21 protein-coding genes are annotated in these 26,237 nt (G+C 51.6%); 7 read left to right on the top strand and 14 right to left on the bottom strand.

The window, feature by feature from the left end; all coding sequences use genetic code 11:
- Positions 1-372: 372 nt before the first annotated feature.
- Positions 373-1,938 (top strand): aldehyde dehydrogenase family protein, encoded by a 1,566-nt coding sequence (locus CCALI_RS01150; RefSeq protein WP_016481633.1) that lies wholly within the window; start codon positions 373-375, stop codon positions 1,936-1,938.
- Positions 1,938-3,476, top strand: a complete 1,539-nt coding sequence (locus tag CCALI_RS01145; protein WP_016481632.1) for a phytoene desaturase family protein — start codon at positions 1,938-1,940, stop codon at positions 3,474-3,476. The genes CCALI_RS01150 and CCALI_RS01145 overlap by 1 nt, the downstream gene beginning before the upstream one ends.
- Before the next feature lie 60 nt (positions 3,477-3,536).
- On the opposite strand, the gene CCALI_RS01140 is transcribed toward CCALI_RS01145, so the two are convergent.
- Positions 3,537-4,910, bottom strand: coding sequence for a Gfo/Idh/MocA family protein (locus tag CCALI_RS01140; RefSeq protein ID WP_016481631.1), 1,374 nt, complete (start codon positions 4,908-4,910; stop codon positions 3,537-3,539).
- Between the two features lie 404 nt (positions 4,911-5,314).
- Between CCALI_RS01140 and CCALI_RS14590 the strand changes: the two genes are divergently transcribed.
- Positions 5,315-6,442: an LCP family protein gene (locus CCALI_RS14590; protein ID WP_016481630.1), complete on the top strand. Its 1,128-nt coding sequence runs from the start codon at positions 5,315-5,317 to the stop codon at positions 6,440-6,442.
- Positions 6,443-6,506: 64 nt separating this feature from the next.
- Here CCALI_RS14590 and rpsU read toward each other — a convergent pair whose 3' ends face one another.
- Positions 6,507-6,716, bottom strand: a complete 210-nt coding sequence (gene rpsU, locus CCALI_RS01125; RefSeq protein WP_016481629.1) for a 30S ribosomal protein S21 — start codon at positions 6,714-6,716, stop codon at positions 6,507-6,509.
- Positions 6,717-6,841: 125 nt separating this feature from the next.
- On the opposite strand from rpsU, the gene CCALI_RS01120 reads away from it, so the two are divergent.
- Together CCALI_RS01120 and CCALI_RS01115 are read left to right on the top strand one after the other, a co-directional pair.
- Entirely contained in the window at positions 6,842-8,452 is a 1,611-nt protein-coding gene (locus CCALI_RS01120) for a hypothetical protein (RefSeq protein WP_016481628.1), read from the top strand.
- A complete protein-coding gene (locus tag CCALI_RS01115; protein WP_016481627.1) occupies positions 8,452-9,147 on the top strand; it encodes a CAAX prenyl protease-related protein in 696 nt (231 codons plus the stop codon). Before CCALI_RS01120 ends, CCALI_RS01115 begins: the two co-directional genes overlap by 1 nt.
- 61 nt (positions 9,148-9,208) lie before the next feature.
- Here the strand turns inward: CCALI_RS01115 and CCALI_RS01110 are convergent, their stop codons facing one another.
- From CCALI_RS01110 to CCALI_RS01055, 12 genes are all read right to left on the bottom strand, one after another.
- On the bottom strand, positions 9,209-9,550 hold the full coding sequence (locus CCALI_RS01110) for a cytochrome C oxidase subunit IV family protein (RefSeq protein ID WP_016481626.1): 342 nt from the start codon (positions 9,548-9,550) through the stop codon (positions 9,209-9,211).
- Between the two features lie 3 nt (positions 9,551-9,553).
- Complete coding sequence (locus CCALI_RS01105) at positions 9,554-10,318, bottom strand: cytochrome c oxidase subunit 3 (protein WP_016481625.1); 765 nt, start codon at positions 10,316-10,318, stop codon at positions 9,554-9,556.
- Entirely contained in the window at positions 10,315-12,024 is a 1,710-nt protein-coding gene (locus CCALI_RS01100; protein ID WP_016481624.1) for a cytochrome c oxidase subunit I, read from the bottom strand. Before CCALI_RS01100 ends, CCALI_RS01105 begins: the two co-directional genes overlap by 4 nt.
- Positions 12,025-12,089: 65 nt before the next feature.
- Positions 12,090-13,118: a cytochrome c oxidase subunit II gene (gene coxB, locus CCALI_RS01095; protein ID WP_016481623.1), complete on the bottom strand. Its 1,029-nt coding sequence runs from the start codon at positions 13,116-13,118 to the stop codon at positions 12,090-12,092.
- A gap of 3 nt (positions 13,119-13,121) precedes the next feature.
- Positions 13,122-13,976 carry an SCO family protein gene (locus tag CCALI_RS01090; protein WP_016481622.1) on the bottom strand — a complete coding sequence of 285 codons (855 nt, stop codon included), beginning with the start codon at positions 13,974-13,976 and terminating at the stop codon, positions 13,122-13,124.
- A gap of 150 nt (positions 13,977-14,126) precedes the next feature.
- Positions 14,127-14,693 carry a hypothetical protein gene (locus CCALI_RS01085; RefSeq protein ID WP_016481621.1) on the bottom strand — a complete coding sequence of 189 codons (567 nt, stop codon included), beginning with the start codon at positions 14,691-14,693 and terminating at the stop codon, positions 14,127-14,129.
- Positions 14,683-15,906, bottom strand: coding sequence for a hypothetical protein (locus CCALI_RS01080; protein ID WP_016481620.1), 1,224 nt, complete (start codon positions 15,904-15,906; stop codon positions 14,683-14,685). The genes CCALI_RS01085 and CCALI_RS01080 overlap by 11 nt, the downstream gene beginning before the upstream one ends.
- Positions 15,903-16,652 (bottom strand): c-type cytochrome, encoded by a 750-nt coding sequence (locus CCALI_RS01075; RefSeq protein ID WP_016481619.1) that lies wholly within the window; start codon positions 16,650-16,652, stop codon positions 15,903-15,905. The genes CCALI_RS01080 and CCALI_RS01075 overlap by 4 nt, the downstream gene beginning before the upstream one ends.
- Positions 16,649-17,182, bottom strand: a complete 534-nt coding sequence (locus CCALI_RS01070) for a DUF3341 domain-containing protein (RefSeq protein WP_016481618.1) — start codon at positions 17,180-17,182, stop codon at positions 16,649-16,651. The genes CCALI_RS01075 and CCALI_RS01070 overlap by 4 nt, the downstream gene beginning before the upstream one ends.
- Before the next feature lie 26 nt (positions 17,183-17,208).
- On the bottom strand, positions 17,209-18,663 hold the full coding sequence (gene nrfD / locus CCALI_RS01065; protein ID WP_016481617.1) for an NrfD/PsrC family molybdoenzyme membrane anchor subunit: 1,455 nt from the start codon (positions 18,661-18,663) through the stop codon (positions 17,209-17,211).
- Positions 18,656-21,853 (bottom strand): TAT-variant-translocated molybdopterin oxidoreductase, encoded by a 3,198-nt coding sequence (locus CCALI_RS01060; RefSeq protein ID WP_016481616.1) that lies wholly within the window; start codon positions 21,851-21,853, stop codon positions 18,656-18,658. The genes nrfD and CCALI_RS01060 overlap by 8 nt, the downstream gene beginning before the upstream one ends.
- Before the next feature lie 39 nt (positions 21,854-21,892).
- Positions 21,893-22,639, bottom strand: a complete 747-nt coding sequence (locus CCALI_RS01055) for a cytochrome c3 family protein (protein WP_016481615.1) — start codon at positions 22,637-22,639, stop codon at positions 21,893-21,895.
- A gap of 460 nt (positions 22,640-23,099) precedes the next feature.
- Between CCALI_RS01055 and pyrE the strand changes: the two genes are divergently transcribed.
- Complete coding sequence (pyrE, locus tag CCALI_RS01050) at positions 23,100-23,687, top strand: orotate phosphoribosyltransferase (RefSeq protein WP_016481614.1); 588 nt, start codon at positions 23,100-23,102, stop codon at positions 23,685-23,687.
- Positions 23,688-23,756: 69 nt separating this feature from the next.
- Positions 23,757-26,228, top strand: coding sequence for a DUF2231 domain-containing protein (locus CCALI_RS14585; RefSeq protein ID WP_016481613.1), 2,472 nt, complete (start codon positions 23,757-23,759; stop codon positions 26,226-26,228).
- The last annotated feature ends 9 nt before the right edge of the window (positions 26,229-26,237 follow it).

The raw sequence follows: 26,237 nt of genomic DNA, 5'->3' as shown, positions 1-26,237 counted from the left end.
AAAGAGTGCACCAGAATCCTTACTGCAATTTGCGTGCCAATCCTACATAAATATCCCCTATTTCTAGGAAAAACGGAAAAATTGTTGGTCCGCTGCTACAAAAACCCTAAAAAGTACTTGACAGCCTCATGCTAGGGTGATAGAATATATTCGTCTTTATTAAAAGACGTTTTCCACCTCAAACGAAGCATCGCGAACTTGCAAAGATGCGAGCCCCCGCATCTTTCGCAAAGGTGCTCGTAGAGAACGGAAAACCCCATTATCGCCCCTTTTGATGGCGGCCGGGAGGAACCGACCGCCATTTTTATTTTGCAATGCGCCTCCATCCTGTCACTTTCTTAAGAGTCCAGGCGTATTACTGAGGGATAATATATGGAATCCACTCCCATGCTAGGCCATAAAATGCGCACGATTCGCTCCATATCCCCGCTTACCCAAGAGACTATCGGTTGCTACCCCATTGCAACCGAAGAAGAGGTGAATGCGACCATTCATCGCGCCAACAAGGCTTTACTCCACTGGTCGCGCCTTACGCCCCGCCAGCGTGGTGACTACCTAAAACAACTTCGCAGGGTGCTAGCAGCCCAAGCGGAACAACTCGTGTCAACCATTCACCAAGAGATCGGCAAGCCGCTTCAGGAGGTCTACGGAGCCGAGATCTTGCCCTCGCTCTCAGCCATTAAATGGCTTGAACAACAGATTGCCCACTACCTGCGCCCTCGTCGTCTTCGCCAGGTGACCCTTGCCCCCCAACCCTACGGTGTTGTAGGCATCATCGGCACCTGGAACTATCCCTTATGGCTCAACCTTACCCCTATTCTCTGGGCACTCGCAGCTGGCAACACCGTGGTATGGAAACCATCCGAGCTAGCTACCGCTTCGTCGTTCGCCCTGCAAAGCTGCCTTGAACAAGCCGAGCTCCCCGTCTTCCTTGTTATAGGCGATGCCCAAGTAGGTCAAGCGCTCTGTCGAAGCAGCATCCAGAAGCTTGCTTTCACAGGTAGTACGGCCACGGGCCGCAGCATTCTATCCACTCTAGCACAAGGGCCTACTCCTGCCGTTATGGAGTTATCTGGCAATGATGCTAGCATCGTAACCGCTTATGCAGACCTGCCATCTGCCGCGCGCTGTCTTGTATGGGCACGCTGTTGCAATGCCGGTCAAAGTTGCGTTGCTCCGCAACGTATTTTTGTTCATCAAAAATGCTATCATGAGTTTCTTACCCTATGCCAACAACAAATGGAACGGTTGCAGCTCGAACAAGAGCTAACCCCTCTGCGTACCGAAAACTTGCGAAGCAATCTCCACCAACGCGTTCAGGCAGCCTGTGCACAGGGCGCAGAGTTGCTTACAGGAGGATACGCGCTTTCACGCACAGGTTACTTCTACGCCCCCACGCTGGTCGCAGACTGCACCGACGACATGGCCCTTATGCAGGAAGACCTCTTTGGGCCTGTGCTCGCCGTTTCATCCGTTCATAGCGATGAGGAAGCCGTAGAACGCGCCAACCGCTCGGAATTTACCCTTGGCGTCAGCATCTGGACAAAAGACAGACAACACGGCCGCTTCTTAGCTCAGCAACTGCGGGCCGCAGTTGTTACCATCAACGAGGTGGAGCTGCTGATCGCTGCGAACCCTGCGATACCCTTCGGAGGATGGCGCCTAAGTGGTTTTGGGAAGCAGCGCGGGCGCGAAGGGCTGGATGAGTTCGTGGTGTGGAAGGCCATATACCATACGTCACCATTCAAACGGAGATATCATCTTTTCCCATACCATCATGCTAACGTGCATCTGCTTCGCTCACTTGTGGAGCTCTACATCCCTTCCTCGCTTCACCATCGCCTTCAAGCGCTTTTCTCTCTCTTTGCTGCTGTGCTAAGCTGGAGACGAGAACACCAATACGCTCTCAAAAATAACGTCCATCGAGGAGGTAAATAGTGCGAATCGCTGTTATTGGAGGCGGATTAGCAGGATTAGCCGCGGCCGTACGCCTCGCGCATGCCGGACATCGCGTAACCCTCTACGAAAAAAATAGTCACCTCGGTGGCAAAATGAACGTCTGGCAAGCAGATGGGTTCACCTTCGACATGGGCCCTACCATTATCACAAAACCGGAGGTGATCGAGCGGCTGTTTCATGCGGTCGGCCGTCATTACAGGGACTACCTTAACCTCGTTGCCCTTGATCCGCAATGGCGCGCTTTTTTCGCCGATGGTTCACATCTTGACCTCTACTCCTCTCTTCATCAAATGAATTCCGAGTTACAGAGGTTCGCCCCACAAGAAGTAAGTAACTATCTCCGCTTTCTTCGCTACAGCCATCGCATGAACACAATCGCCGAGCGATGGTTCTACTGGAAACCCTACGGCAGCCTGCGCGACCTGATGACAGCCAGCCCACTGAACCTTCAATCGGCTCTCCTCGCTCTTCAAATGGATCCCTTCACCACCATGCATCGCGCGATCCGCAAGCACTTCCAAGATGAACGATTAGCCCAACTATTCGAACACTTCGTACAGTACGTAGGTTCTTCACCGTTTGTGGCACCGGCCATTCTCTGCCTCATTGTATGGGTTCAAATCGGGCAAGGCTGTTGGTATCCCATGGGAGGTACCGGAGAAATTGCAAGGGCTTTAGGGGCGCTCTGTCATGAGTTTGGCGTGGACATTCGCCTTAACACCTTCGTCGAGCACATCGAAACAGCCGACGGCAAAATCGCCGGTGTATTGCCATCGGGAGGTCAACTTGAGCGGTTTGATGCCGTTATAGCGAACTCCGATATCGTGCACACCTTAGAGCGGCTTCTCGATATTCCTGAAGCCAAAGCTTATCTCAAAAACCGCCAGAAGCAGCTAGAGCCGGCCTGTTCCGGCATCGTGCTCTATCTCGGATGTAACCGCACATGGCCACAGCTTCAACATCACAACTTCTTCTTCTCTGCTAATAGCGACGCCGAGTTTCGCGATCTCTACGAACATAAAATCCCTCATCAAGACCCAACCTGCTATCTGGCCGTGCCGAGTATAACCGACCCTTCTGTAGCTCCGCCTAATACCACCGCCCTCTATGTGCTGGTTCACTGCCCCTATCTTACCGATGCCTTTAATTGGCAGCAGATGGGCACCGACTATCAACAATGTATTCTCTCAAAGTTGGAACGCTCCGGCCTAGTCGGATTGAGAGAATCTATTCAGGTTTCCTACATGCTTACGCCACAAGATATCGAACAGCTCTACTGGGCAAACCGTGGTGCGATCTATGGGGTCGTTACGCAACGAGGACTACGTTCGGCCTTTAAAACAGGCAATCGAAGCCATCTTATTAAAGGCCTCTACTTTGCTGGTGGCAGCGTGAACCCTGGCCCCGGTGTTCCTATGGTGCTTATGTCAGGGCAAATCGCCGCGGAATGTGTGCTTGAAGATTTTGGTACGGCAACGCATCCTTTGCAAAGAGAGTTCGAATCTGCCCATTACTAACCGTTACGCGCCTCTCGTGAAGAAAGGCGCGTAACTTCTTTTTCAAAGGGAACGGGACTGCTACATGTGATAACCGTGCCGATAGGTCGGATGAACGATGTGCATAACCTCAGGAGCGTTCGTTGCTACCATTCTCCTGGCATCCCATTCGATCTTCTTTCCAGCAGACCAAACAGCTAGATTGCCTAGTATCGCCATGGAAGCTAGTGGCCCTGCATAGTCTGGAAAGTTAGACATGGCAGGCACTCCCTCTTTGATTGCACGCACGAACTCCTCGAAATGGCCCGGAGATTGCGGGAACGAAACCTCTCCCACATCCACGCCCCCGATCAAAATATTGTTTTCACCATAATCGCCGGGGGAGTAGACTTTTCCCTTGGTGCCTATCATCAAGGAGCCGCTCGAGCTAATTTTGCCCGTCTTAGGGTCTTTTGGTACATCCGTAAGCACGTCATCTGGCGGCAGCTTTCCTCCATCGTACCAGTGCATGACCACAGCAGGCCGCTTAAATGGCTTTACCATATCGGCCGGCCAGGCAGAGGAGGGCGGCCCCACCTGCTCGGCTGGGCCGAAGTAGTAGTGAATAATAGACCAAGACGGATAGCTATCATGGTTCGTCCCAGATGTCTCGGCCTCTACCGCAATCGGATCTCGTAGGTCAAGCGCCATGAAGGGAAGATTCATAGTATGACAGGCCATATCCCCTATAGCGCCTGTGCCAAAATCCCACCAGCCGCGCCATGAAAACGGATGATAACCCGGTGCATAGGGCCGAAATGGTGCTGGCCCAATCCATAAGTTCCAGTGCAGATAGGAGGGCACAGGCTCGGGGGCAGGACGGCTAATACCTTGGGGCCATATGGGGCGATTTGTCCAGACGTGAACCTCCTGGATATCTCCAATAGCTCCCGCTCGCACCATAGCCGCAAATCGCCGCAAGCTATCTAATGCCGTTCCTTGGTTGCCCATCTGAGTAGCAAGCTTCTTCTGCCGAGCGACCTCCATCATGCGATGGATCTCATAGATACTGTGGGCGAGAGGTTTCTGACAAAAACAGTGCTTTCCCATCTCCATCGCCATGAGGGCTGCCGGTGCGTGCGAATGGTCCGGCGTGCTCACGGTTACCGCATCTATGCTTGACCCCATCTCCTCAAGCATCTTGCGGTAATCGTTGTACTTTTTGGCCGATGGGTATTTTTGAGCTGCGCGGTTGAGAGTGTTCTCATCCACATCACAAATAGCTACGACATCACCCAAACGAGCAGCATCCGCCGTATCGCTATCTCCTTTACCACCTACACCGATGCAGGCAAACTGAACTCGCTCGTTTGGCGACTTTCCTCCTTGGGCACGTGACGGGTCAGCGATCCATATGCTGAAACCGCCGACTAAGGCGCTGCCCAAAAACTCACGACGCGTACTCTTTAGGCTCATGGCTTACTCTCCATCTAATAACGTTCCGGCAAGGTGCAACCCTGCCTGTAAAAAGTGTTCCATTTTAGATTATACAAAGAGGCCCCTATCACCTGCTGAGTACAACGCAGCATTTGACTCCCCTTTGGAGGATGAATAGTTGGCCCTTGAATTTCGTATAAGATATCCAGAAACGACTTCGCCCGCAGGCAGTCACATGCCGAATGGCGACAATGATGCCGAGGAACATGCAAAGTAGCGTTCTGCTCTTGACAGACTGAAAGAGAGCGGTGTATACTTGCCTGGGATGAACCGCAATGAAAAGTTCTACTTTGCTTTGCGGATGATCGCTTTCATCCATTACCTCACTCGCCCACTCTTTCTGTCACATCTGAGGTACCCTACGCCTGAAAGGACTATGAATAATGAAAGAGAACCGCCCAACGACGAATGCTCTGAACAGCCAGCTTAATAAGCGTGCTCGAATTGCAACGTGGTTCAAACGAGGTCTCATCACAATCGTCAGCCTTGTCTTTCTTAGTATAGGAATCATCGCCGGCAGCTTTTATGCTCGAAGCCCTTTCATACGCAAACTAGTAAATAACTATTTCACCCCCCACAATATTGCATCTGTCATTGCACATCGCGATATTTTTGCGCCCTATGCAGTTTCACGCCAATTCCAAGGACAGCAACAACATAACCTGATCATTGCTCTCCTTGGCTGCGATGCCGACTATTACAACGATAAACCTGTGCCCATTCCAGGCTCACCCGGTCGTAGCGACGCCCTTCTAATCGCCCATGTGGATTTCGATAATAATACACTAAATATCGTCTCTATTCCACGCGACTCAGCAGTTCATATTCCCGGACATCGCGGTTTCGACAAGATTAACGCGGCACATGAATGGGGTCGCAATGCGCTGACCGATGCAACATTGCAACAGGATTTCGGCATTAATCCGGATTATACGGTAGCCCTCCATTTTGAAAGCTTTCAAAAAATTGTGGATGCAGTGGGGGGTGTGGACCTCTATGTAGATAAAGATCTCAACTACGACGATAATTGGGGCCACCTTCATGTCCATCTAAAAAAAGGATACCAGCATCTCAACGGCTATCAAGCAATGGGATTTGTGCGTATTCGCCATTGCGATAATGACTTAGTAAGGGAACAACGTCAACACGAGTTCTTGGAAGCGTTACGTGCTAAAGTAACGAGTCCAAAAACTTTCTTAGCTCTTCCCGATATCCTCAACACAGTGGCGGATGACATAGAAACCAACATGTCGCAAGGGCAGATGCTAGCCCTCGTGCATTGGGCTACCCAACTCCCCCAACAAAACATCCATTTCTCCATCCTACCCTGCGTAGAGGGGCGAAGCTATGTCTACATTAAACCTGCCGAAGCCACCAAAATGCTCGCTGATATGCTCTACAACGGGGACACCACAAAGGTAAGCCTCAATGTCGTTCCTCCCCCTAATAAATCGCTCGCTCTGAACCCCTACTCGCGCCGCCGTAGTCGTTACCGGCATCATACGTTGTAACAAAAAATAAAGGGGTGACCTTTATTGGTACCCCTATTCTCCTGTAAAAGCTTTAAACTCCGCTCTACCGTCCTTCGCGCGCTTCCGCTTGACGACGAGCGCGAAGTAGCTTGCGCTGGCGAGCGGCCTCCTCACGGCGGCGCCGATCACTTGGTTTTTCGTAGTGCTCGTGTTCGCGCGCCTCTTTCAGAATACCGCTCTCCATGATCATCTTCTTAAAGCGCTTCAGCGCCACATCCAAACTTTCACCAGGATTTACTTTTACCTGTGCCAAATGATTCGTTACCCCCTATTGACCGCGTACGGCCCGCATCATTCGCGAGCCTGCTTGAACTCGTGTCTGCTATTATACCATACTCTAGCTCTCGAATTACAAAAGAGAACGGGTAAAATAGCTTCATGTACGCCAAACCCCTCTTCTCCTTGCCACAGCACGTGCGAATCGTTGTTGTCTTAGGCATTATGATGTTGCTTTTCGGCGGTTGTTCCTTGCACTCTCCTCATCATCGTCTCATTGCCACTCCACCGCGTGGAACCGCGCCCCTACCATTGCAAATGCCTCGCGCGCTTCTCCTCCAAAATATGCTCGAAAGATGGAAAAAACCACTCTTAGGCCGACTTGACTCTTTCACTGCTATTCAACGAGTTCTGAACTTGCGTCCTCTTGTCGAAGAAGCTGCCGACCAAAAAGCGGCGCAACCCTACCTCAAGATGATAGCTCATAGCCACCACCTTTCGTATGAGCAGGCGAAGAAGCGTTGGGTGCTATTTCAGCTCGCAGATATCCTGGTTGAATCGGGGGGTGATGAAAATCAGATTTCATCGGCCAACGCGGCTGGCGTTGCACAGTGGATTCCCTCCCTAGCTCGTGAACAGGGATTGAAGGTAGCTCCACCTAAAGCGCAGCTCCTTACCCAGCAGATCGTTAGCCTTAATTTGCAAATCGCGAAAAATGCAGAGATGTCCTCTTCTGTACCTCCTTCACCTGCCCAAAACATGCTTGCCCTCCGCGACCAACTTGTCAATGAACGCGCTCAAATCGATCAACGTTTCAATACTCGCCTGGCTGTATTTGCCCAGACGCGCTATCTCTTACATCTCTATCCGCGTTTTCCTTCGCTCGCATGGATATTCCAAGCTTATCATGGTGGTCAGATGGGGGAACGAAAACTGCTTTACCTCTATACAGGTAAAACAGCCCCGACAAACTCTCTTATCCTTCACGGCGATCAAGGACACCCCCTGACCTACGCGCAGGTCTATCTTACCATCTCACCGCATCGCCACGTCCGTGCCTTCGATTACCTCTACAGCCGCGGCGATGACCACCGCCACTACTGGTGGAAGGTTCTCGAAGCGGCTCATCTCCTCGAGTATTTCCGGAAAGATCCGGGTGCGCTTTTCCCAACATGGAACGCCTTGATGCCAGGCCGGTTACAAGACGCCGTATGGTATCCCAAAGGCCCTACCTACGCTTTTGACACTCCTTCGGAAGTTGAGGAGGCCGTTAAAAAGCACCTTCTCCTGTCGGTACAAAACTTAACCGATGTTCGGATCTCTATCCCCACCTCGTCCAACCATCGTTTCCCGCTTCTACGCCCTGAAGCCTACGGCACACTTCGACTCATCAATGCCCTCTACAAACAATTTGGCGGTACGGAGCCGCTCACTGTCGGCGACTGTCTTCTTTTAAACCCATCCTCACCTTCTGCAAAAGCCGATTCCAACCCCGCTTCGAGCTATGTTGCTGGTACGAACTCTTCTGAGAATCGGCCACATGCAAACGTAGGGCCTCCCCTCTCCTTTAGTTACCATGCAACTGGTCTCGTTTTCGATCTACTCCCCCCTGCAGATAAAAAAAGCTTACATCGGCTAGAATATACTCTCGATTTCCTCGCTGACCGGCGCATTATTGCTGTGACACCTGCGCACGACAACGGCCTGGATCGTTGGCACATCTGCCCGAATCCACTCTATGGTCAAGCACTGGCTGAATGGAGTGCAAAATAATGTCCCCATCCCCAAATACGCCTCCTTCTCGCCTCCGCAATCCGCTTATGTTGGATTATATAGTTCCTACTGGCCTCTTTATTCTGTTCACTGTTTTTGAAGGCCTGGTACCAAAAACAAACTATCCACTTGTCTACTCGGTTAAAGTCATTACCGTCACTGTCGCTCTATGCATTTTCCGCGCACCCTTAAAGGACTATCAATGGCAACCAACCGCTGTTTTACCGGCTCTTGGTGTTGGGTTTGCCGTCTATCTTTTTTGGATTCCACTCGATAAGCTAACACCGTTTCATTTTCCATTTGGTCAGCGCTCGGCTTTTGACCCCTACCTCTTTTTACCAAAACCACTGGAACGAAACCTTTTCCTTCTCCTACGCTTCTATGGCCTGGTGATCATGGTGCCCATCATGGAGGAGATTTTCTGGCGCTCTTTCTTGCTTCGGCTCTTTACGACATCAAACGAGGACTTTCTTCAGCTTCCTCTAGAGGGTTTCTCGAATACCGCTCTCTTTCTCGGCAGTGCCTGTTTTGCGCTCGCTCACCCGGAGTGGTTGTCAGCTTTTCTCTGTGGCCTTCTGTATGCGCTTCTCCTTCGCTACACTCGCACCCTCACGGCACCCCTTATTGCCCACATGCTCACCAATCTCCTCCTCGGGCTCTCTATTCTCTACACCCACAATTGGAGCTACTGGTAAACACAAAAGGCCTCCGGTGATGGTACACCGGAGGCTGCCTAAGTAGGTTCAGAGGCCTAAATTACCATCCCATTGGGAGGTGAACCCACTCACGGGTAATGTAGTCACCTAACGTACCAAACAGCACTAAAAGCCAAATAAACCCAAACACCGACCATATCCAGGCAAGTCGAGAGGCCCATTTCACGCCCATAAAGATCAGGATCACTAAGGAAGTCTTCGCAACTGCGACCAACAACGCCACTATAATGTTTAGCGCCCCTAAGTCGAAACGCGATACCACCACCGTTAAGACCAGCAAAACGAGTAGGATCACGTAGACAAGGAAATAGGTGCCTGCTGATACCACATGAGGTACATGCTGCCCTTCCTCAGGCGTGTGAGTTGAACCATGTGTTGCCATTCGCTATTGCCTCCCGATAAGATAGACTAAAGGATAGAGAAATATCCATACGATATCCACGAAGTGCCAGTAAATTCCTCCGATCTCTAAAGGCATGTAATCCTCTACAGCCGGATGTTTCACGGCGATGAGTACCCAGAGACACCCCAACACAAGAATGCCGACGAGCACGTGCAGCCCATGAAGCCCGGTCATGATGAAGTAGAGGCTAAAGAAGAGTTGATGGGCGTGATGCTCAATGGGCTGAGGCGTATAGTTCCCCAAACTAGCGATTCCTTTCGGTGCTTGGCTCATCTGGATAAGCGGCGTGTTGGCCTCAATGTTCGCTTTGCTAGGAGCCTCCCAACGAAAGGTTGGGCCGGGAAAATGATGTTCTCTTATTTCCGCCGAGTACTCGAAATACTTCACCGTAAGGAAGCCAAAAGCGCAGAGAAGCGTTAGGCCCAGCCAGAACTTTGCTTGAGAACGAATGTCAAGCGTTTTCGCCCTTACGGCCATAGCCATAAAGAAGCTACTCGTGAGCAGGATGAAGGTGTTTAACATGCCTAGCTTCCAGTTAAGGGCGTTATGGGCCTCCTCAAAAGCAGTGGCATAGTTGTAACGGTAGATAGTGAGCGCCAAGAAAAGCGCCCCGAAAAACATAATCTCCGTTACGAGGAAAATCCAAATGCCTACGATATAGGCGTCGTTCTGCTGCTCTAGCTCCTCGAACTGATGCCCCACATGTTGGGGTGCAAACGTGGGATGTTCCAGTTCTACGGTACTCATTCTGTCTCCTTTATATACGGTTCTTCTGTCGTCATGAGAGGATGGCCTACGGCCGCCCCAGCTAGCTCCGCTTGAATCACCGGCTCATAATCATAGGCCTCCCAGGTAACGATGGGCACCTCATCGTAGTTATGAGAGGGTGGTGGAGAGGGGATCGTCCACTCTAACCCAACTGCCCCCCAAGGGTTGTTGCCAGCTGGGGCACCCTTAAACAGCGACCAGAGTAGGTAACAGAAGGGGATAATGTAACCCACTGCTAGCACGCTTGCACCCGCTGAAGAGAGAATGTTCCAGGCCTGGTACTCCGGTAAGTAGTAGTGATAGCGTCGCGGCATGCCAAGGTAGCCTAAAATGAACTGAGGAAAGAAGGTGAGGTTGAATCCAATGAACATGATCAACGCGGCCAGCTTAGCCCAGCTTTCCGGATAGAGGCGTCCCGTCATCTTAGGCCACCAGAAATGAAGGGCCGCCATGAACCCGAAAATGGCGCCACCTACCATAACGTAATGGAAATGGGCCACTACGAAATAGGTCATGTTAAGATGGACATCAACTGCCAAAGACGCAAGATACAAGCCGGTAAGCCCTCCAATGGTGAACAACCCGATAAAACCGAGAGCGTAGATCATAGGAGCCGATAACCATATGTTGCCCTTGTATAGGGTTGCCGACCAGTTAAACACCTTAATAGCCGACGGTACGGCGATAAGAAACGACAGCAAGGAGAACACCATGCCGCTGTACATCGACTCGCCGGTTACAAACATGTGATGCCCCCACACAAGGAAACCAAGGAGGGCGATGGCTAAGCTGGAGAAACCTACGAACTCGTATCCAAAGATGCGTTTTCGTGAAAAGCAGGCGATAACCTCACTTACCACACCCATTGAAGGCAGAATCATAATGTAGACGGCCGGGTGAGAGTAGAACCAGAACAGGTGCTCGAAAAGCAGCGGGTCACCGCCACATACGGGGTTAAACACGCAGAACCCAAAAATACGCTCCATCGCAACGAGAAAGAGGGTGATAGCTACCACAGGCGTCCCCAGGATCATGATAATGCTGGTAGCATACATCGCCCATACAAAGAGCGGCATACGGAACCATGTCATGCCAGGAGCACGCATCTTGTGAATGGTGACGAGGAAGTTGACTCCTGTTGCGATCGAGGAAAATCCGGCAATAAAAACCCCAAAGATCACCAAAGAGACGTTCGTGTCGCTATACACCGAGCTGTAGGGCGTATAGAACGTCCATCCGGTATCCACGCCGCCGAACATGATCGCCAGCAGCATGAGGAAGCTGCCCGTCATATAGAGGTACCAACTCAGCAAGTTTAGGCGTGGAAACGCCACATCACGTGCCCCGATCATCAGCGGCAGAGCAAAGTTGCCGAACACCGCAGGAATAGAAGGTACTAAGAAGAAAAACACCATCACGATCCCGTGAATAGAGAACAGCTTGTTGTATACCTCGTTCGAGAAGAAGGTATCGTGCGGCCTTACCAGCGCAATACGTATGCCCGCGGCAGCAGCACCTCCTATCGCGAACATAAACGTGATCCCTACAAGATAGAGGATCGCGATGCGCTTATGGTCTAGCGTTAAGAGCCAAGATGCTACAGTATGCTGAATGTTCAGATAGTTCTCTCGTTCCTTACGACTTTCTGGAACCGGTACAGCACCTGGTACGGTTATGCTACTCATTGTTCAACACCCCTTCTTTGTTACTTTCTAGAGCGCTTCTTCCGTTTTGTGAAAGCGATGCTCTATCATTTCTTTCCACCAGCCCCTTTTGAGAGTGGCGCTGTAGAAGACGACGTGGTTTTCAAAGCTCTCAGATTCTGACCCCCTAGCGATTTGATGTAGGCGATCAGCTCCAGAATCTCCTCCTCACTTAGCTGCCCTGGCCCGTCACCCACGGAATATGCCTGCATGAGGGGGGGATAGCCCGCTACGCGAACCGAGTCGGGATTTACGATGGATTGCCGAATAAAGTTGTCATCGACTGTCACTGTCTGCCCATTTTGCAAGACGACTTTCGATCCGTAAAGACCGTTCAACGTGGGGCCGTGCACACCGTCTTCACTTGCATGACAGTTAGCGCATCCATACTTATTGAAAAGGTCGTAGCCGCGCTCGGCCGCGGTCTCCCGATGCGCTACCTCCAGATTCCCACCATTCTCCTTCCACTGCAGATAATCGGCAGGCGTCATCACATAGACGAACCCACCCATCTTAGAGTGGTTGGTTCCACAGTACTCCGTGCAGTAGAAAGGATATTTTCCGACTTTGGTCGGAATGAACCAAACGGTATTGTAGTAGCCAGGCAGACAGTCGCGCTTCACACGAAAGGCGGGTACATAGAAACCATGGATCACATCCTGGGAGATCATGGTAAGCTTAATGGCCTTGCCAACAGGAATATGGAGCTCGTTATTTTCGCGGATACCGCTATCCGCATGTTGCAAATGCCACATCCACCGCTTACCGATAACCAAAATCTCCTGCGCATCCGCTGGTGGGTTATAGGCCTCTGCGTAAGGACGGGCAGACCATGCGAATATCACCAACCCGATGATGCCGGGGATGATAGACCAGGTCAACTCCAGAGGCAGATTACCAAAAGAGCGGTTGGCTCGGTTTGCTCTCGAACCTCTGTGGAAACGTACCACAAAAATCAAGAGCAGACAGAACACCAAAGCAGTGAAGAATATAGTAAGCCCTACTAGGGTGTAGAAGATGTGGTCCACCTCATCGGCAAAGGTAGAGGCTGCCGGTGGAATAATGGGTAACTCCATAACTCAGATCGCTCCTCCAGCGTTGTGTCGTTCGCCCTCTGTGGTTGATGCAGCCAGCGGCAGCTTCGGATGTTTCTTCTCCCAATAGAACAATCCCCCAATTAAACCAGCCAGGGCTAGCACAGTTAGGGTGCCCGCACCTACAATGACCCGCTGTATCACCACTCCATAATGTCCCGTGGTAGGGTTCCATGTACAGCAGATGGCAATGATCTGATCTATAGGAGAACCAATCTGATTCTGCGATGCTTTGATCAGCGCGATCTTCAGGTCAGACGGGTTGTAATCGGTACCGAAGAAGTAACGGTAGATACGTCCCTGCGGCGTCAGCACTAAGATACCAGTGGGATGCACGAACTGTTGGTACTGCAGGTTATAGTTGTAGTGAAATCCTGTGGCCTGTGCCAACGCCTGGATGTTTTTTTGGGTGCCTACCAAGAAGTGCCATCCCTCTGCCGCATAGGGCTGATTCTTCGTCATCTTCAGATAACCTTCTTTCGTCTGCGCCGCCAACTGCGGGGGCTCTAAGGGGTTGATACTTATCGTGAGAGCCGTAAAATCACGCCCTAACTTGTACTGAAGCTTCCCGAAAGCATCCGCCATTCCTTGTAACTCCAAGGTACAGCCCGCTTTACATCGGTAGAAGGGAGTAACGAGAATAACCGGATGTTTACCGTCAAAAAACTGCTTTAGGGCCACTACCTGCCCCCTAGAGTTCGTAAAGGTAAGATCTAGCGGTATCGCATGGTTAACCTTCTGCTCATAGTAAACTCCTTTCGTTGGGCTTGTGGCCGACTGGGCTACCGCTTGCGCCGCCACCTGTGACGAATTGGTCTGGGCAACCGCCCTAGTAAGCATCAAAGCCATACTCCCCGCAAATGTAGCTACCGCTATGCACTTCTTTCTTTCCAGCATCATGTTCATCGCCTCTCTCGCTCACAACACCCTAGGCCGAATTTGGACACTTCTATCTTAAATACGGCTCACCAGGGCTTTTCTACTTCATAGTTAAGGAGAACCCATCGAACTCATTCCCGGCTGGTAGGTCTCTGTAGAAATATTAGGGCGCGGCATACCCGTCTCGCTTTCTCCCTTCGCTCCTTGCATGGTTGCCTGCGGCAACTGATCGGAAGCTTGCCCTACCGTGTAGGAAGGCTCGTTCGGTTCCATCGGGTCGGGCTGTGCAGGGTTTGGACGTGTCGGTAAGCCCTCCCTAGCGACGATCTCCATAGCTCTCTCCACCGGAATATGGAGCCGATGAGAGATCGGATCTCGGCTGTACGTGTTTAAGATAAAATCCTCATCTTTACGCAAGTTCTCAATGTCTATGGTGGGGTTTGCCTGCAACCGAGGCTCCGCCGGCCGTACAGCCTCCCGTGGTATTGGAAACTTAGAGGTACGTTCTGGCGCCACATGCAGAATATAGGGTTTAAAGAGCCAGATGACAAAAGCTGCGATAGTAGCTAGAAGCGCCAGCCCAAAGAGCGTCATCGCAGCGGCTTGGGGTGTTAGATCACTTTTCTCATATCGCGCTCCAGGAGTAGGAGAGCCGCCATGACCGTGACTAGGATGCATGTGATAGCACCTCCGTTTCTAATACTTCTGTCGGTAGCCCTGCCGTGTAGAGCGGCACAAGGCGATTCCGTCGCAAATTAAACACAAAGAGAACAAGCCATAGACCGCCTAGAAGCAGGAAACCACCTAAGTAGGAAAGAAAACCATGAAACTGAGCGGCAAAGCTTGCGTTTAGCGACTGGAACATTGGCTCTACATTCCACACCATATCCACCAGACAGGTCACAAACTGTATAGTGGCCGTCATCGCCAGCAAGGCAGGCACCCGCTTCGTACGCCCAGAAAGCAGTAGTAAGAAGGGCACGAAGAAGTGGAAAATCACTAAAAAGGTGGTGAATGTGGCGAAAGCAAAATCGGTGTTCCGCCGTAGGTAGAACTCGATCTCGTAGGGTAAGTCACCCGACCAGATGATAATGAACTGCGATACGGCAAAGTAAGCCCACACCATGGTCATCACGAGCATAAGGTTTCCGAGGTCTTTTGTACGCTGCGGCGTAATCAGCTTGTCGTAGGGCGAATAGCCCTTTATTTTCAGCCAGCACACGAGGAAAATAGCAAAGGAGTGCGCCGTCAGCGCGCTGCTAATGCAGAAGTAAAAGCCATAGATGGTTGAGTACCAATGCTTATCCAGCGTCATCACCCAGTCGGTAATGGCAAAGGTTGCTAACAAGACGGAGAACACGAAAGCAGGAGCCGAAAAACTGGCCAACTTGTTCTCATAAACCACATCGCCCGTCTCATCCTGCAACCTCCTTAACTTCACCGCCTGAAAGGCGAACCAAGACAGAACCAAAAAGTAGAAGATAGTTCGCAAGAAAAAGAACGGGGCGTTCATATAGGGCGCACGCCATCGTAGAACGCTATCCTTGGCAACCTCGGCAGGATTCGCCCAAGGATAGAGATGATGCGTAAAGACCGCATAGATAATTGGTAAGGCCGCGACTCCTAGCAGAGGGAGAATTTTAGCACCCGCCTCATAAATACGCACCACAGGCACCCCCCATTGAGCGCGCACCATCCCTTGCAACAGAGTTAAGCCAAGGCATCCTATAGACAAACTCACAAGAAAAACCCACCCGGTGAAGTAGCCACGATAGAGCTGCTCCAAATTCGAGGCGTAGGGTATGAGACAAAGCGCCCCTAGGATGGCACATATAACCCCTAAAACCTGCAAATTTGTATAGGTTCTCGGAAAGCCCTGTTCCTGATTCATTTCTCGCTTCCCTCTTGATTAGTACTCATCGGTCCTCCATTTTCTGTTGATGAGATGGAGATATAGGGAGCCGTATAGGTGATGTTATGCCAGGCTGGCCCTGTATCCCCAGTGGTATGTATGAGCGGCAGCTGGTTGATGTCTACTCCAGGCGGTAGGTCTGAAGGCTTGGCATCTTGGCTGCGTTGAAGCACTCGAATATAGGCGACGATGCGCCATCGATCGTCCGGCTCGATGCGTGAGGCATAAGAAAACATGGTGCCGTATCCGTTGGTGATCACATCATAAAAATGGCCGATGGGCATCTTCCGTAATCGATCGGTGTGGTAGGTTGCTGGAGGCCGGCGCAAAGCTAAACCGCGCATGGCGATCATCCCCATCCCGTTGCCTAACGCACCGTGACATGGGGAACAGTAGATGTTGTAGAGCTCTTGCCCTCGCTTCAAATCTTCATAGGTAATCTTGAAGGGGAAACGTGTAACCAATCGCCCCATCACCAACTTATTGCCAACGTAGTGCGTGCCCACATAGCCCGTGTAGCGCCCCTCATCCGTCCAAAAATGCGTGCGGTCTACGGTATGAGCCGGTAAAGGACGCATGGTAGCGCCATCGGGAAACACCTCAGAAGGGCTATAGTCATCGGCTTTAGGCTGATCCCACATATCTTGATGACATCCGGCAAGCAGCCATAATGCCATCGCCGCTAAAGGCAGCCAGCCCCTCTTTCGCCACTGAACTAAACTCACTTTTCCACCTCCGACACCAGTTGAGCCCCTAGCCCACGTAGAAACTCCTCGGTTCCCTCTCGGTCAAACATGCCATCATCCGCTTCAATACAGAGGAAAAAGAGATCGGAGGTTGCTCGCTCGAATCGGGGCGCATTAAAGATAGGATGATGGGGACGTGGAAGCCCATTTAGAAAGATCGTTGCCAAAAATGCAGTTATACCGGCAAACAGAATGGTGCATTCGTAGGTGATGGGTATAAACTGAGGCCAGCTGTTGTAGGGCTTTCCACCAACGTTCCAAGGATAGTCAACAACCGCCGTGTACCACTGCATTAAGAAACCGAAAACGCAGCCAGTAACCCCTCCAAGAAAGATCAGCCAGGGCATACGCCAATCGTGTATCTCCAAGGCCTCTGAAAGGCCATGTACAGGGAAAGGCGTGTAGGCTTCTACCTTACGGTAGCCAGCCTCTCGTACCGCCTTAGCAGCTCTCAAGAGGTCCTCCGGATTGTTAAACTCGGCAACAAGACCGTAGAGGTTCGAGTTCATGTCTAGTACTCCTGTTGCATTCTAAGCTAGGCCTCTGTAGTGCCCGTCGTATGCTCCATCTCCGCTGTTTCAGCCCCGTGTTCGTGATGGCCGAAGTGGAAACGACGCCAAACGAGGTCGCGCATCTCGAATACGGAGATCATCGGGGCGAAGCGTACGAATAGGAAGAAGAAGAAAGTAAACAGACCAAACGTTCCTAAATACACCAGCACGTCCCAAATGGTGTTGGTATAGTACCCCCATGAACCGGGTAGAAACTGGCGAGTCAGCGATACAGCAACGATCACGTAGCGCTCAAACCACATGCCGATGCTGATGACCACCGAGATAAAGAAGAGCCAGTTAAGATTTCTACGAACCCATGGGATCCACAGAGCCTGTGGGATGATGCAGTTGGTAAGGATAAGGACCCAGTAGGCCCATCCGTAGGGCCCAAACTGCCGAAACTCCATCATCCGCCTGTCGAAGTAGTCTCCCCCAAAGTAGGCAAAAAAGCACTCCATAATGTAACCGTAGAAAACGATTAGGCCCGATGTAAGCATCATTTTGGCCATCCAGTCGAAGTGCTTCATCGTTACATAATCTTCCAGGTGGTACCACTTTCTTAAAGGAACTGCCAGCATAATCACCATAGCGAAACCTGCATACAAGGCTCCGGCTACGAAGTAGGGTGGGAAAATGGTGGCGTGCCATCCGGAAACGATCCCAACGGAGAAGTCGAAGCTCACCACGGAGTGCACCGACAGCACCAGTGGCGTTGAGAGACCGGCAAGGATAAGGTAAGCTGTTTCGAATCGCTCCCAATGGCTTGCAGCTCCACGCCACCCTAAGGAGAGGATAGCATAGACATACTTAATGACTGGGTTTTCCGCCCGGTCACGTACGGTAGCGAAATCGGGCACAAGCCCCAGAAACCAGAACAGCACGGAGATAGTGAAGTAAGTACCTACGGCGAAAACGTCCCACATAAGGGGGCTGCGCCACTGAGGCCACATGGCGAGGATATTGGGAAGAGGAAACATCCAGTAATCCACCCAAGGACGCCCTGTATGTAGAGCAGGAAAGATGCCTGCGCACATCACGGCAAAGATGGTCATGGCCTCGGCAAATCGGTTAATGGAGGCACGCCATTGCTGTCGCATCAGCGCCAAAAAGGCCGAAATAAGCGTTCCAGCATGGCCGATACCGATCCACCACACAAAGTTGATGATCGCCCATCCCCAACTTACCGGCTGGTTGATTCCCCAAATTCCTACTCCTTTAAAGACGAGATAGGTTAGAGAGATACCAAGGACGTTAAAAAACAGGAAACCGATTGCGGTCATGATCCACCAGGGCAGCTTGTGCTTGCTCTGGCTCAGCACAACCGAAACGATTCGTTCCGTTACGGTCTCAAACGTCTGATCGCCCTCTATAAGACCGGCAATTGCCGGATTCTCAGGGACGCTGCTTGATGACTGGATAGAGCTCTCGTTATCCAACTTGCTTCTCCGTTTCCGGTTCGATATCCGTGTTTGGATTGATAACTCGCGCTAAATAGGTGGTTCGTGGCCGTGTGTTCAAATCGGTCAGCAGGCCGTAGTTATGAGGCTGAATCTTCAGCGCATAGACCTTCGAGGCATGGTCTGTAATATTGCCAAACGTGATAGCCTGAGTTGGACAGGCCTGTTGGCAAGCTGTCAAAACCTCTCCATCTCGCAGATCACGGTTCTCGATTTTTGCCTTTTGACGGGCCGAGTTGATGCGCTGAATGCAGTACATGCATTTCTCCATGACACCGCGTCCGCGCACGGTGACATCCGGGTTAAAAACTAGCTGCTCCACTTTATTGGGCCGACCAAAAAAGTCATGATTGAAATGATTGTTGTAGTTGAGGAAGTTGAAGCGACGCACCTTATAGGGGCAGTTGTTGGCGCAATAGCGGGTTCCGATACAGCGGTTATAAACCATCTGGTTAATGCCCTCCACGCTATGTTGCGTCGCGCCAACGGGGCACACGTACTCGCAAGGCGCCTGTTCACACTGCATGCATGTTACCGGTTGGAAGTAGATGCGAGGATTGTGTGCGAATGTCTCAAAGTCGTCGGGTTTCGTTTCGTAGTAGGTATCCACCCGAATCCAGTTCATATGCCGTCCCCGCATGACCTGTGCCTTGCCGACCACTGGAATATTGTTCTCTGCCTGACAGGCCACCATACAGACGCTACAGCCAATGCAGGATTGTAGGTCAATGACCATACCCCAGTTATACGCGCCTTTGTGACTCATACCAGGCTCAGGCCAGGGAAAAGCTGGGTAATAGTCGGGTTGCCCTTTTCCGGTGCCCTCGGCCACGTTTGCTTGTTCTGCGTCCTCATCAGGAGCTAAAGAGGGGTGTCGTAGAAATTCCTTGATCGTTCCCACTCGAACGACGTCGCGATTGTCCATCATATGCGTGTACTGGGTCGTTGCTATTTGATAACCTTCCCCGGTGTACTCGATCTGTGCCGTCCCGTTCCAAGGGCTCTTCGATAAAAAGATCGGGTACACATTAAACCCAGTCCCCGTGCCCAGCACACCAGCACTTGTGCGACCGTATCCTAAGTAGACCGTAATCGCATCGTGAGGGTGCCCTGGCATTGCCCAAACAGCCCCTTTCACCGTTCTCCCATTCAGGTTGACGGTAATCACAGGGGAGGCTTTTGCCCCTTGCGATTCGTTCAACTTAGGAATAATCGCCCATCCGTCTCCAAGCGGTATCTGTAGTCGCTCAGCCGTCTCGGGGTTCATCAAAATCACGTTGTCCCAGGTGGCCTTAGAAAAGGGCTTGGGAAGCTCTTGTAGCCATCCATTATTGGCGAAGCGTCCATCCCAAATGGTGGGATCAGGCCGAATCATCACCTCAAGCGTCGTACCGCCCACGTTGACAGGCACCTGAACCTGCAGCGAACGCAAAGCTTCTGCACGTACCTGCACCTGCTTGACTTTCGCCTTTGTGTTCGGGATGACCCCATCATGCAAAAGTTTGTTGAAGGCGAAATCATACGGTTCATCTATGGGGTAGCCATGCTCTGCCCAGTACTGCCGAACAATGGTGTAACCGTCGCGTGGAGCAGCGCCCGCGTGCCCACCGGTCTCAGGCGTATCGAAAAGGCCTGAAAGCAACTCATAAGCCGATTTCGTGTCGTAGATGGGAAGGATGAGGGGCTGAATAATGCTAGCCGTGCCGTCGAAAGCTCTCAGATCGCCCCAAGCTTCGAGGAAGTGCGATTCTGGCAGATGCCACTGACAAGCTATCGACGTCTCATCCTCATATAGTCCAAGATGGGCACGAAATGGAACTCGTGGAAGCGCCTCAGCAAAGCCGATGTCGGCAGGCGCGTTATAAACAGGGTTACCACCAAGGATCAGCAAGATATCCACCTTGCCTGCATTCATATCGGCCACCAGATTTTGAAGCGCCTGTATCTGATGTTGTGGCCGAGCTTCTACGGGTTCCGTGTGGAAAACAGTTTTCCCCACGTTGCCAAGGCGCTCATTGATAGCATGCGCCAGAATATGGACCGCAGGGGTCTGAAACTCGCCGGGGATCACCACACTGGCGCCTGCGTTGTCCTTTAAGTCCTTCACGACCCCCGCAACAAACTTGGCTTGCTCCGCATCAAGCGTAGGCAATGGTTCCGTCCCCACATCTATTCCAAGCTGCTGCGCAATAGTCCGGGCAAGACCCTCTACCAGGCTGGCTCGTACCCGAATTCGGTTATCCGCCATCGCCCCGGTCAATGTGGGCGTGCTCTCTATGGCATAGAATCGCGATATCTCGGTGGTGCCCTGTCGTACCCTCCGACCGTCGGCAAAATCGCGTGCGTAGCGTACGCAGGCTGGGTTTGAAATAAGGAAATCGGAATCCAGCGACAGGATACGTTTCGCTTTGGCAAGGTCATAATAGGTGTGAACTGGCTCGCCAAAAGCGACTACAGCGGCCTCGTAGGCATGATTGGGGTAGGTTGGCTCATACTGAACCCATTGCGCTTCAGGAAAACGCTTTAAGATTGCCTGCAACTGAGCCGACAGAGTGGGCGACGTAACCGTCTCTGTAAGAATTCGTAAACCTGCACCTCTCACAGCGAGTTGGCGCTGCAGGAGCGGGCGAGCGGTGGCAAAGAAATCTTCCCAGGTGGAGAAATCGCCTTGATGGTTCACTATTTGAGAGCGATCGGGGTCATAAAGGGTCAGCGTGGCTGCTTGAGTAAAGATATCGGTGGCCCCCAAACTCGCCGGATGGCCTGGGTTGCCATCCATCTTTATAGGGCGCCCATCACGGCTCGTTACGATGGTACCTATGCCATATCCCCAAAAAGTAGGTGCGGCCGAGGCATAATACAACGGTATGCCCGGCGTCTCTTCCTCAGGCTGGTTCACATAAGGAACGAGTTTGTGTTGAGGCAGATAACGACACCCGCTCAGGCCGGCCAGAGCCAATGAAGCCGCACTTAATGTGAGGAACTGTCGGCGGTCCATATGTAAATCTATTGAGCGGGTGACATCGGGTATTTCATTGGCAACAACCTCGCGAAACTCCGGAGTGTCCGCGAGTTCCTCAAGCACACGCCAATACTTCTTGCCACGTGCAGCCGCCAGGCGCGCTTTAATAGTCGCTAAATCTAGCTTCGACCGATTTTCGTTTGCCATTCTTTCCACCTAATCTCCACCAAGTTCGCCTGCCCGCTATTAGTGATGACAGACAGAGCAGTTGGTAATCTGAACGGTGTGGATATGATACTCCTTCTTAAGACGCTCCCCCTCCACTAGGTCAGCCCCTTGATTTTCGTAGTACTTACCCTCCGCAAGCGCATATTCACGTGGCGTTAGACCGTCTTTACCGGTTGGATCCACTCTATCGCCATAGCGTTGAATGTCTTGATAGAGCTGCCACACAAACTGAGGAGGTGCTAAAAACTTCTCGGGCTGACGGTGGCAGTTAAGACAAAAGACCATAAAGAAAGCTTTGCCTTTATAGGTAATCATCATCTTCTGTATGGGACCGTGGCAGTTGTTACAGCTGATACCGCGTGCCACATGGATATCATGCGGGAAATAAACGAACCTCGGAACCCAGTTCACCTGATTCCACACGAGAGGTTTGTTTTCACGATAGCTATCACGCACCGGTTTCAGAAGCGGACTGTCGGTCCAAATCTGCGAATGACACGACATACAGATCTCCGAAGAGGGCAGCCCAGGATTGGGCGATCGCTCTACATCGGTATGACAATAACGACAGTCTATACCAAGCTCTACTGCATGATGCTCGTGACTAAAAGGAACCGGCTGAGCGAGCGGCACACCTACATTCGTGTTGAATGAGGAGCGCGTGATCGCACTACCCACAAGCAGTGCCACAATAGGGCCGGTGAAAGCGCAAAGCACCATCACACGCGCAACTGTGTTCGCAGCCGGATGGAAGAGTTGAGCCATCAGTACACTCCCTGTCTATTTCGATCCGCACTGGCTAGGTAAAATCCACACCTAGCCAAACAACGATACACCCACGTTACCGCTCTCTTTGCGAATCGCACTTTGTGCATTTTTTCACAATGTGGGACGGATATAACCCACATTCAGCTGTTCCTCATCGGTGGGATATTGCTTTGTACAGCTCTACAAGGGGCCTAGCGGTCTCTTGCTCGAACCATACTAGTATAGCACATCGCCGAAGCGATCGCAACCCCTCATAAGATTTTCGGTCTCTCCTCCGTGATCTTTTGAAAAAACCACATCGGAAACCGAACATCATTTTACCCCATACACCGCTTTTTCAATATCTACACGGCACAAGCGTCCCACAAAACCTGCGTGCAGCGAGGGTACTCATAGGCCTTCCCTGGATTGGGGGTCGTTTTCATCAGAGGTTAGATAGGGTATACTGAGCTCACCTATGGAAGCAGGATTGTCTCCAGAAAAAGTCCGTGAAATATTTCTCCAAGTTGGCGCTTTACGGACAGGCCACTTTCTTCTCTCTTCGGGGCGCCATAGCAATGAGTATTGGGAAAAGTTTTGGGTATTGCAATATCCTGAACATGTTCAAACGCTTTGTGCCGAAATAGCCCGACGCTTCCGCCATAACACGGTAGACGTTGTCCTCGGCCCCACCACAGGAGGCATTCTCCTGGCTTATGAGGTGGCGCGACAGCTGCACACACGCGCGCTCTATGCGGAAAAAGAACAGGGTATACGCTGTCTGCGCCGTGGGCTTGTACTGCCACCCAACACGCATACCCTTATTGTAGACGACGTTATGACCACCGGCGGTGCTACCCGTGAGTGTATCGAGCTGGCACAAAGACACCAGGCTAACATCGTGGGTGTGGCAGTGCTTGTGGATCGCAGTGGAGGGACCATTAATTTAGGTTATCGCCTCGAAGCCCTACTGACGGTCGAATCCCCCTCCTATGCGCCCGATGAATGTCCTCTCTGCCGTCAAGGCCTCCCTATCGAAGAGCCGGGAACTTCGCGCCTCCGATAAACGCTAAACTAGTAGCCATTTCCTCACTGTTTTCCACTGAATCACAGCACGCTTCGGAGTGAATCGCTCATGGAGATCGCACGTTTTATCGGTTTTTTACACCCGGCACTTGTGCATTTTCCCATCGTCCTGCTCCTTTTCGCTGTCGCTCTTGATCTTATCGGCTTCTTTCAACAAAACCCCAACATCGCACGATTTGCCCAACTTACCCTGCTTTTAGGCACCTGTGCAACCCTCTTTGCCTTCGTTGCTGGTAACTTTGCCGAAATCTGGGCGGCCCGCGATGGGGTTCCTCAAGATCCCATGGAATATCATGAGCTGATGGCTACTATCACCAGCTGGTCGTTCGTTTTCCTTGCCGCCGCACGGCTGTTTCTAGGTATCAGCACGCGACGTAGCGCCATGGCCATCTACCTCATCTTTGCGGTTGCTTGCTGCGCGCTACTGGGTTATACAGGCCATCTCGGTGCTATGCTTGTCTACCACCATGCCGCAGCTGTACAGGTTCCAGGTATCGCCCCAACTCCTACACATGAGGACCTCGCCATTCTACTACAACACCAGACGCAATCCGCCATTTTCTACTCCGACATGATGCACCATATCTTCGGCTGGTTGGTACTCATACTCTCCCTAATGCTACTTATCGATCTTCTCTCTCCCGAATGGGGCAGTCAGGTACGCCGGTTGGCTCCGTTGCTATTTCTTGCCGGTGGTGTTTTCCTCCTTATTTTTAGCGATCAGGATTCCTGGCCCCTCTACCATGTTCACCCATTCCGCCCCCTCACCGACAAAGAGGTTTTAATGCACAAAATCTACGCCGTCCTCATGATTGCTATGGGATTACATGGACTACTCAAACGTCAGCAGGTCGCTAAAATTGGAAAAGAACCTCAACACCGCCTGCTGGCCGTTTTCGCCTTGGTAGGGGGAGCCTTGCTTTTTACCCACGTTCACTCCAATGCACCCTATGCGAATGTAGCTGCAGGGGTCTATATCCATCATACCGTCATGGGGTTTGTTGCCCTGCTCATCGGCGCCGTTAAGTTAGCAGAAGACCACCTACAACAGAAACAGAAGCAAAGCTTTCCTCTTACTGCTCCGACACGGGTTACCCGCAGTCTAGCCATCGCCTACCCCTGTCTTATGATGTTCGAGGCGTTCCTTCTTATCAACTACAATGAAGGGCTTCCTTGGTTCTTAGGCTATGGACACCTAAGCCGCTCGGCCCCTCATCACGGCCTTGTAGCGCCCCTAGGTCATGAACGCGCCGAGTTGACCTATAACCCGGACACACAACGCTTCGATCTCTACCTTTATCATCAGAGCAACGATCTCCCCTACCCCATTAAGGTCTATAGCGCCCAACTCGTTATTAAAATTGGTGGTGACACCACAGCGCTCAAGCTACATCCCACAAATGCCGACCTTAGCCATTACACGGGCGTCGCCACTTTTTTGCATAACGTCACCTTCTTCGAACCACGAGCACTGCTCTGGCCTTCCGATCGCCCTCCGACCGCAGCGCCGCTCATCGCCGACTTCGAGCCGTGGATAGACCACAATGCGGCTTTTCCGCACAGCTACTTGCCCTATGTCTGTCCCATGCATTCAAACGTGGGAGCCACTCACCCTGGCTTTTGTCCTCTATGTGGCATGCCTTTAGAACCAAACAAACCACCGCGCCCTTGGGGAGTGCTGCACGACCCAGGCTACACGCTCGACTTCGCCATGCTCTCTAGTCCATCTCTTCCTTCATCTCCTCAAGCCCTTCTTACTTCCTCGAAGCGGCCACAAGCTGTATCGGAAGATACCATTCGCGCCAATGCCGAGGCGGGTCAACTACTCCTTCCCACCCAACATGCACAACTCAACCCCATCTCATCTCCTCGGCCTGATCAGCTCGTACGCTTGGTCTTTACGCCGCGCTACCAAGGGCAAATTCTTCATAACCTTGCAACCGTCCACGAAAAAAAGATGCACCTTATTGTGGTAAGCCAAGACCTCTCTTTCTTCGACCATATTCACCCGCAACTACAGCCCAACGGCACACTGCTTATAGACTATGCTTTTCCCTTTGCCGGCAATTTCCTGCTCTTTGCCGACATTACCCCATTTGGGGATAGAAATCAGGTATTTCGCATCCCGGTTCACGTCGTTGGTAGCCCTCCACCTCCTAAGCCGCTTTTGCTGACGCCGGCACAAGCAAAGGTATTTGGGCCTTATCGCGTGCAGATGCTTATGACTCCGAGCCACCCCTCTTGGCGCGATGAAACCGTACTTACCTACACCATTTGGAAAAATGGCCTACCCGTAACCGATCTTCAACCCTACCTTGGTGCGGCCGGACACTGTGTGGTTATCAGTCAAGACACCATGGGTTATTGCCATTCTCACCCTTTGGAAGTGGGTAAAAAGCACTACGGCCCAACGGTTCAGTTTCATGTTCTGCTGTCTAAACCTGGCATCTACAAAATTTGGACGCAGTTCCAACATGAAGGTAAAATTCTAACAACCGATTTTGTTATTAAAGTTCAATAGAGAGAGACG

Source organism: Chthonomonas calidirosea T49, assembly GCF_000427095.1.
In the GTDB taxonomy this organism is placed as follows: domain Bacteria; phylum Armatimonadota; class Chthonomonadetes; order Chthonomonadales; family Chthonomonadaceae; genus Chthonomonas; species Chthonomonas calidirosea.
Note: the sequence above shows the minus strand (reverse complement) of the source record. Positions and strands in the feature narration are given on the sequence as shown.

Bases quoted from the DNA above. Each gene is read 5' to 3' on its own strand.
- CCALI_RS01100 (WP_016481624.1), bottom strand. From the start codon at position 12,024: ATGAGTAGCATAACCGTACCAGGTGCTGTACCGGTTCCAGAAAGTCGT.
- CCALI_RS01055 (WP_016481615.1), bottom strand. From the start codon at position 22,639: ATGGCTCAACTCTTCCATCCGGCTGCGAACACAGTTGCGCGTGTGATG.
- CCALI_RS01110 (WP_016481626.1), bottom strand. From the start codon at position 9,550: ATGGCAACACATGGTTCAACTCACACGCCTGAGGAAGGGCAGCATGTA.
- CCALI_RS01085 (WP_016481621.1), bottom strand. From the start codon at position 14,693: ATGCATCCTAGTCACGGTCATGGCGGCTCTCCTACTCCTGGAGCGCGA.
- CCALI_RS01120 (WP_016481628.1), top strand. From the start codon at position 6,842: ATGTACGCCAAACCCCTCTTCTCCTTGCCACAGCACGTGCGAATCGTT.
- CCALI_RS01140 (WP_016481631.1), bottom strand. From the start codon at position 4,910: ATGAGCCTAAAGAGTACGCGTCGTGAGTTTTTGGGCAGCGCCTTAGTC.
- pyrE (WP_016481614.1), top strand. From the start codon at position 23,100: ATGGAAGCAGGATTGTCTCCAGAAAAAGTCCGTGAAATATTTCTCCAA.
- CCALI_RS01115 (WP_016481627.1), top strand. From the start codon at position 8,452: ATGTCCCCATCCCCAAATACGCCTCCTTCTCGCCTCCGCAATCCGCTT.
- CCALI_RS14585 (WP_016481613.1), top strand. From the start codon at position 23,757: ATGGAGATCGCACGTTTTATCGGTTTTTTACACCCGGCACTTGTGCAT.
- CCALI_RS01150 (WP_016481633.1), top strand. From the start codon at position 373: ATGGAATCCACTCCCATGCTAGGCCATAAAATGCGCACGATTCGCTCC.
- CCALI_RS01070 (WP_016481618.1), bottom strand. From the start codon at position 17,182: ATGAACTCGAACCTCTACGGTCTTGTTGCCGAGTTTAACAATCCGGAG.
- CCALI_RS01060 (WP_016481616.1), bottom strand. From the start codon at position 21,853: ATGGCAAACGAAAATCGGTCGAAGCTAGATTTAGCGACTATTAAAGCG.
- coxB (WP_016481623.1), bottom strand. From the start codon at position 13,118: ATGGAGTTACCCATTATTCCACCGGCAGCCTCTACCTTTGCCGATGAG.
- CCALI_RS14590 (WP_016481630.1), top strand. From the start codon at position 5,315: ATGAAAGAGAACCGCCCAACGACGAATGCTCTGAACAGCCAGCTTAAT.
- CCALI_RS01080 (WP_016481620.1), bottom strand. From the start codon at position 15,906: ATGAATCAGGAACAGGGCTTTCCGAGAACCTATACAAATTTGCAGGTT.
- CCALI_RS01105 (WP_016481625.1), bottom strand. From the start codon at position 10,318: ATGAGTACCGTAGAACTGGAACATCCCACGTTTGCACCCCAACATGTG.
- CCALI_RS01090 (WP_016481622.1), bottom strand. From the start codon at position 13,976: ATGCTTACTAGGGCGGTTGCCCAGACCAATTCGTCACAGGTGGCGGCG.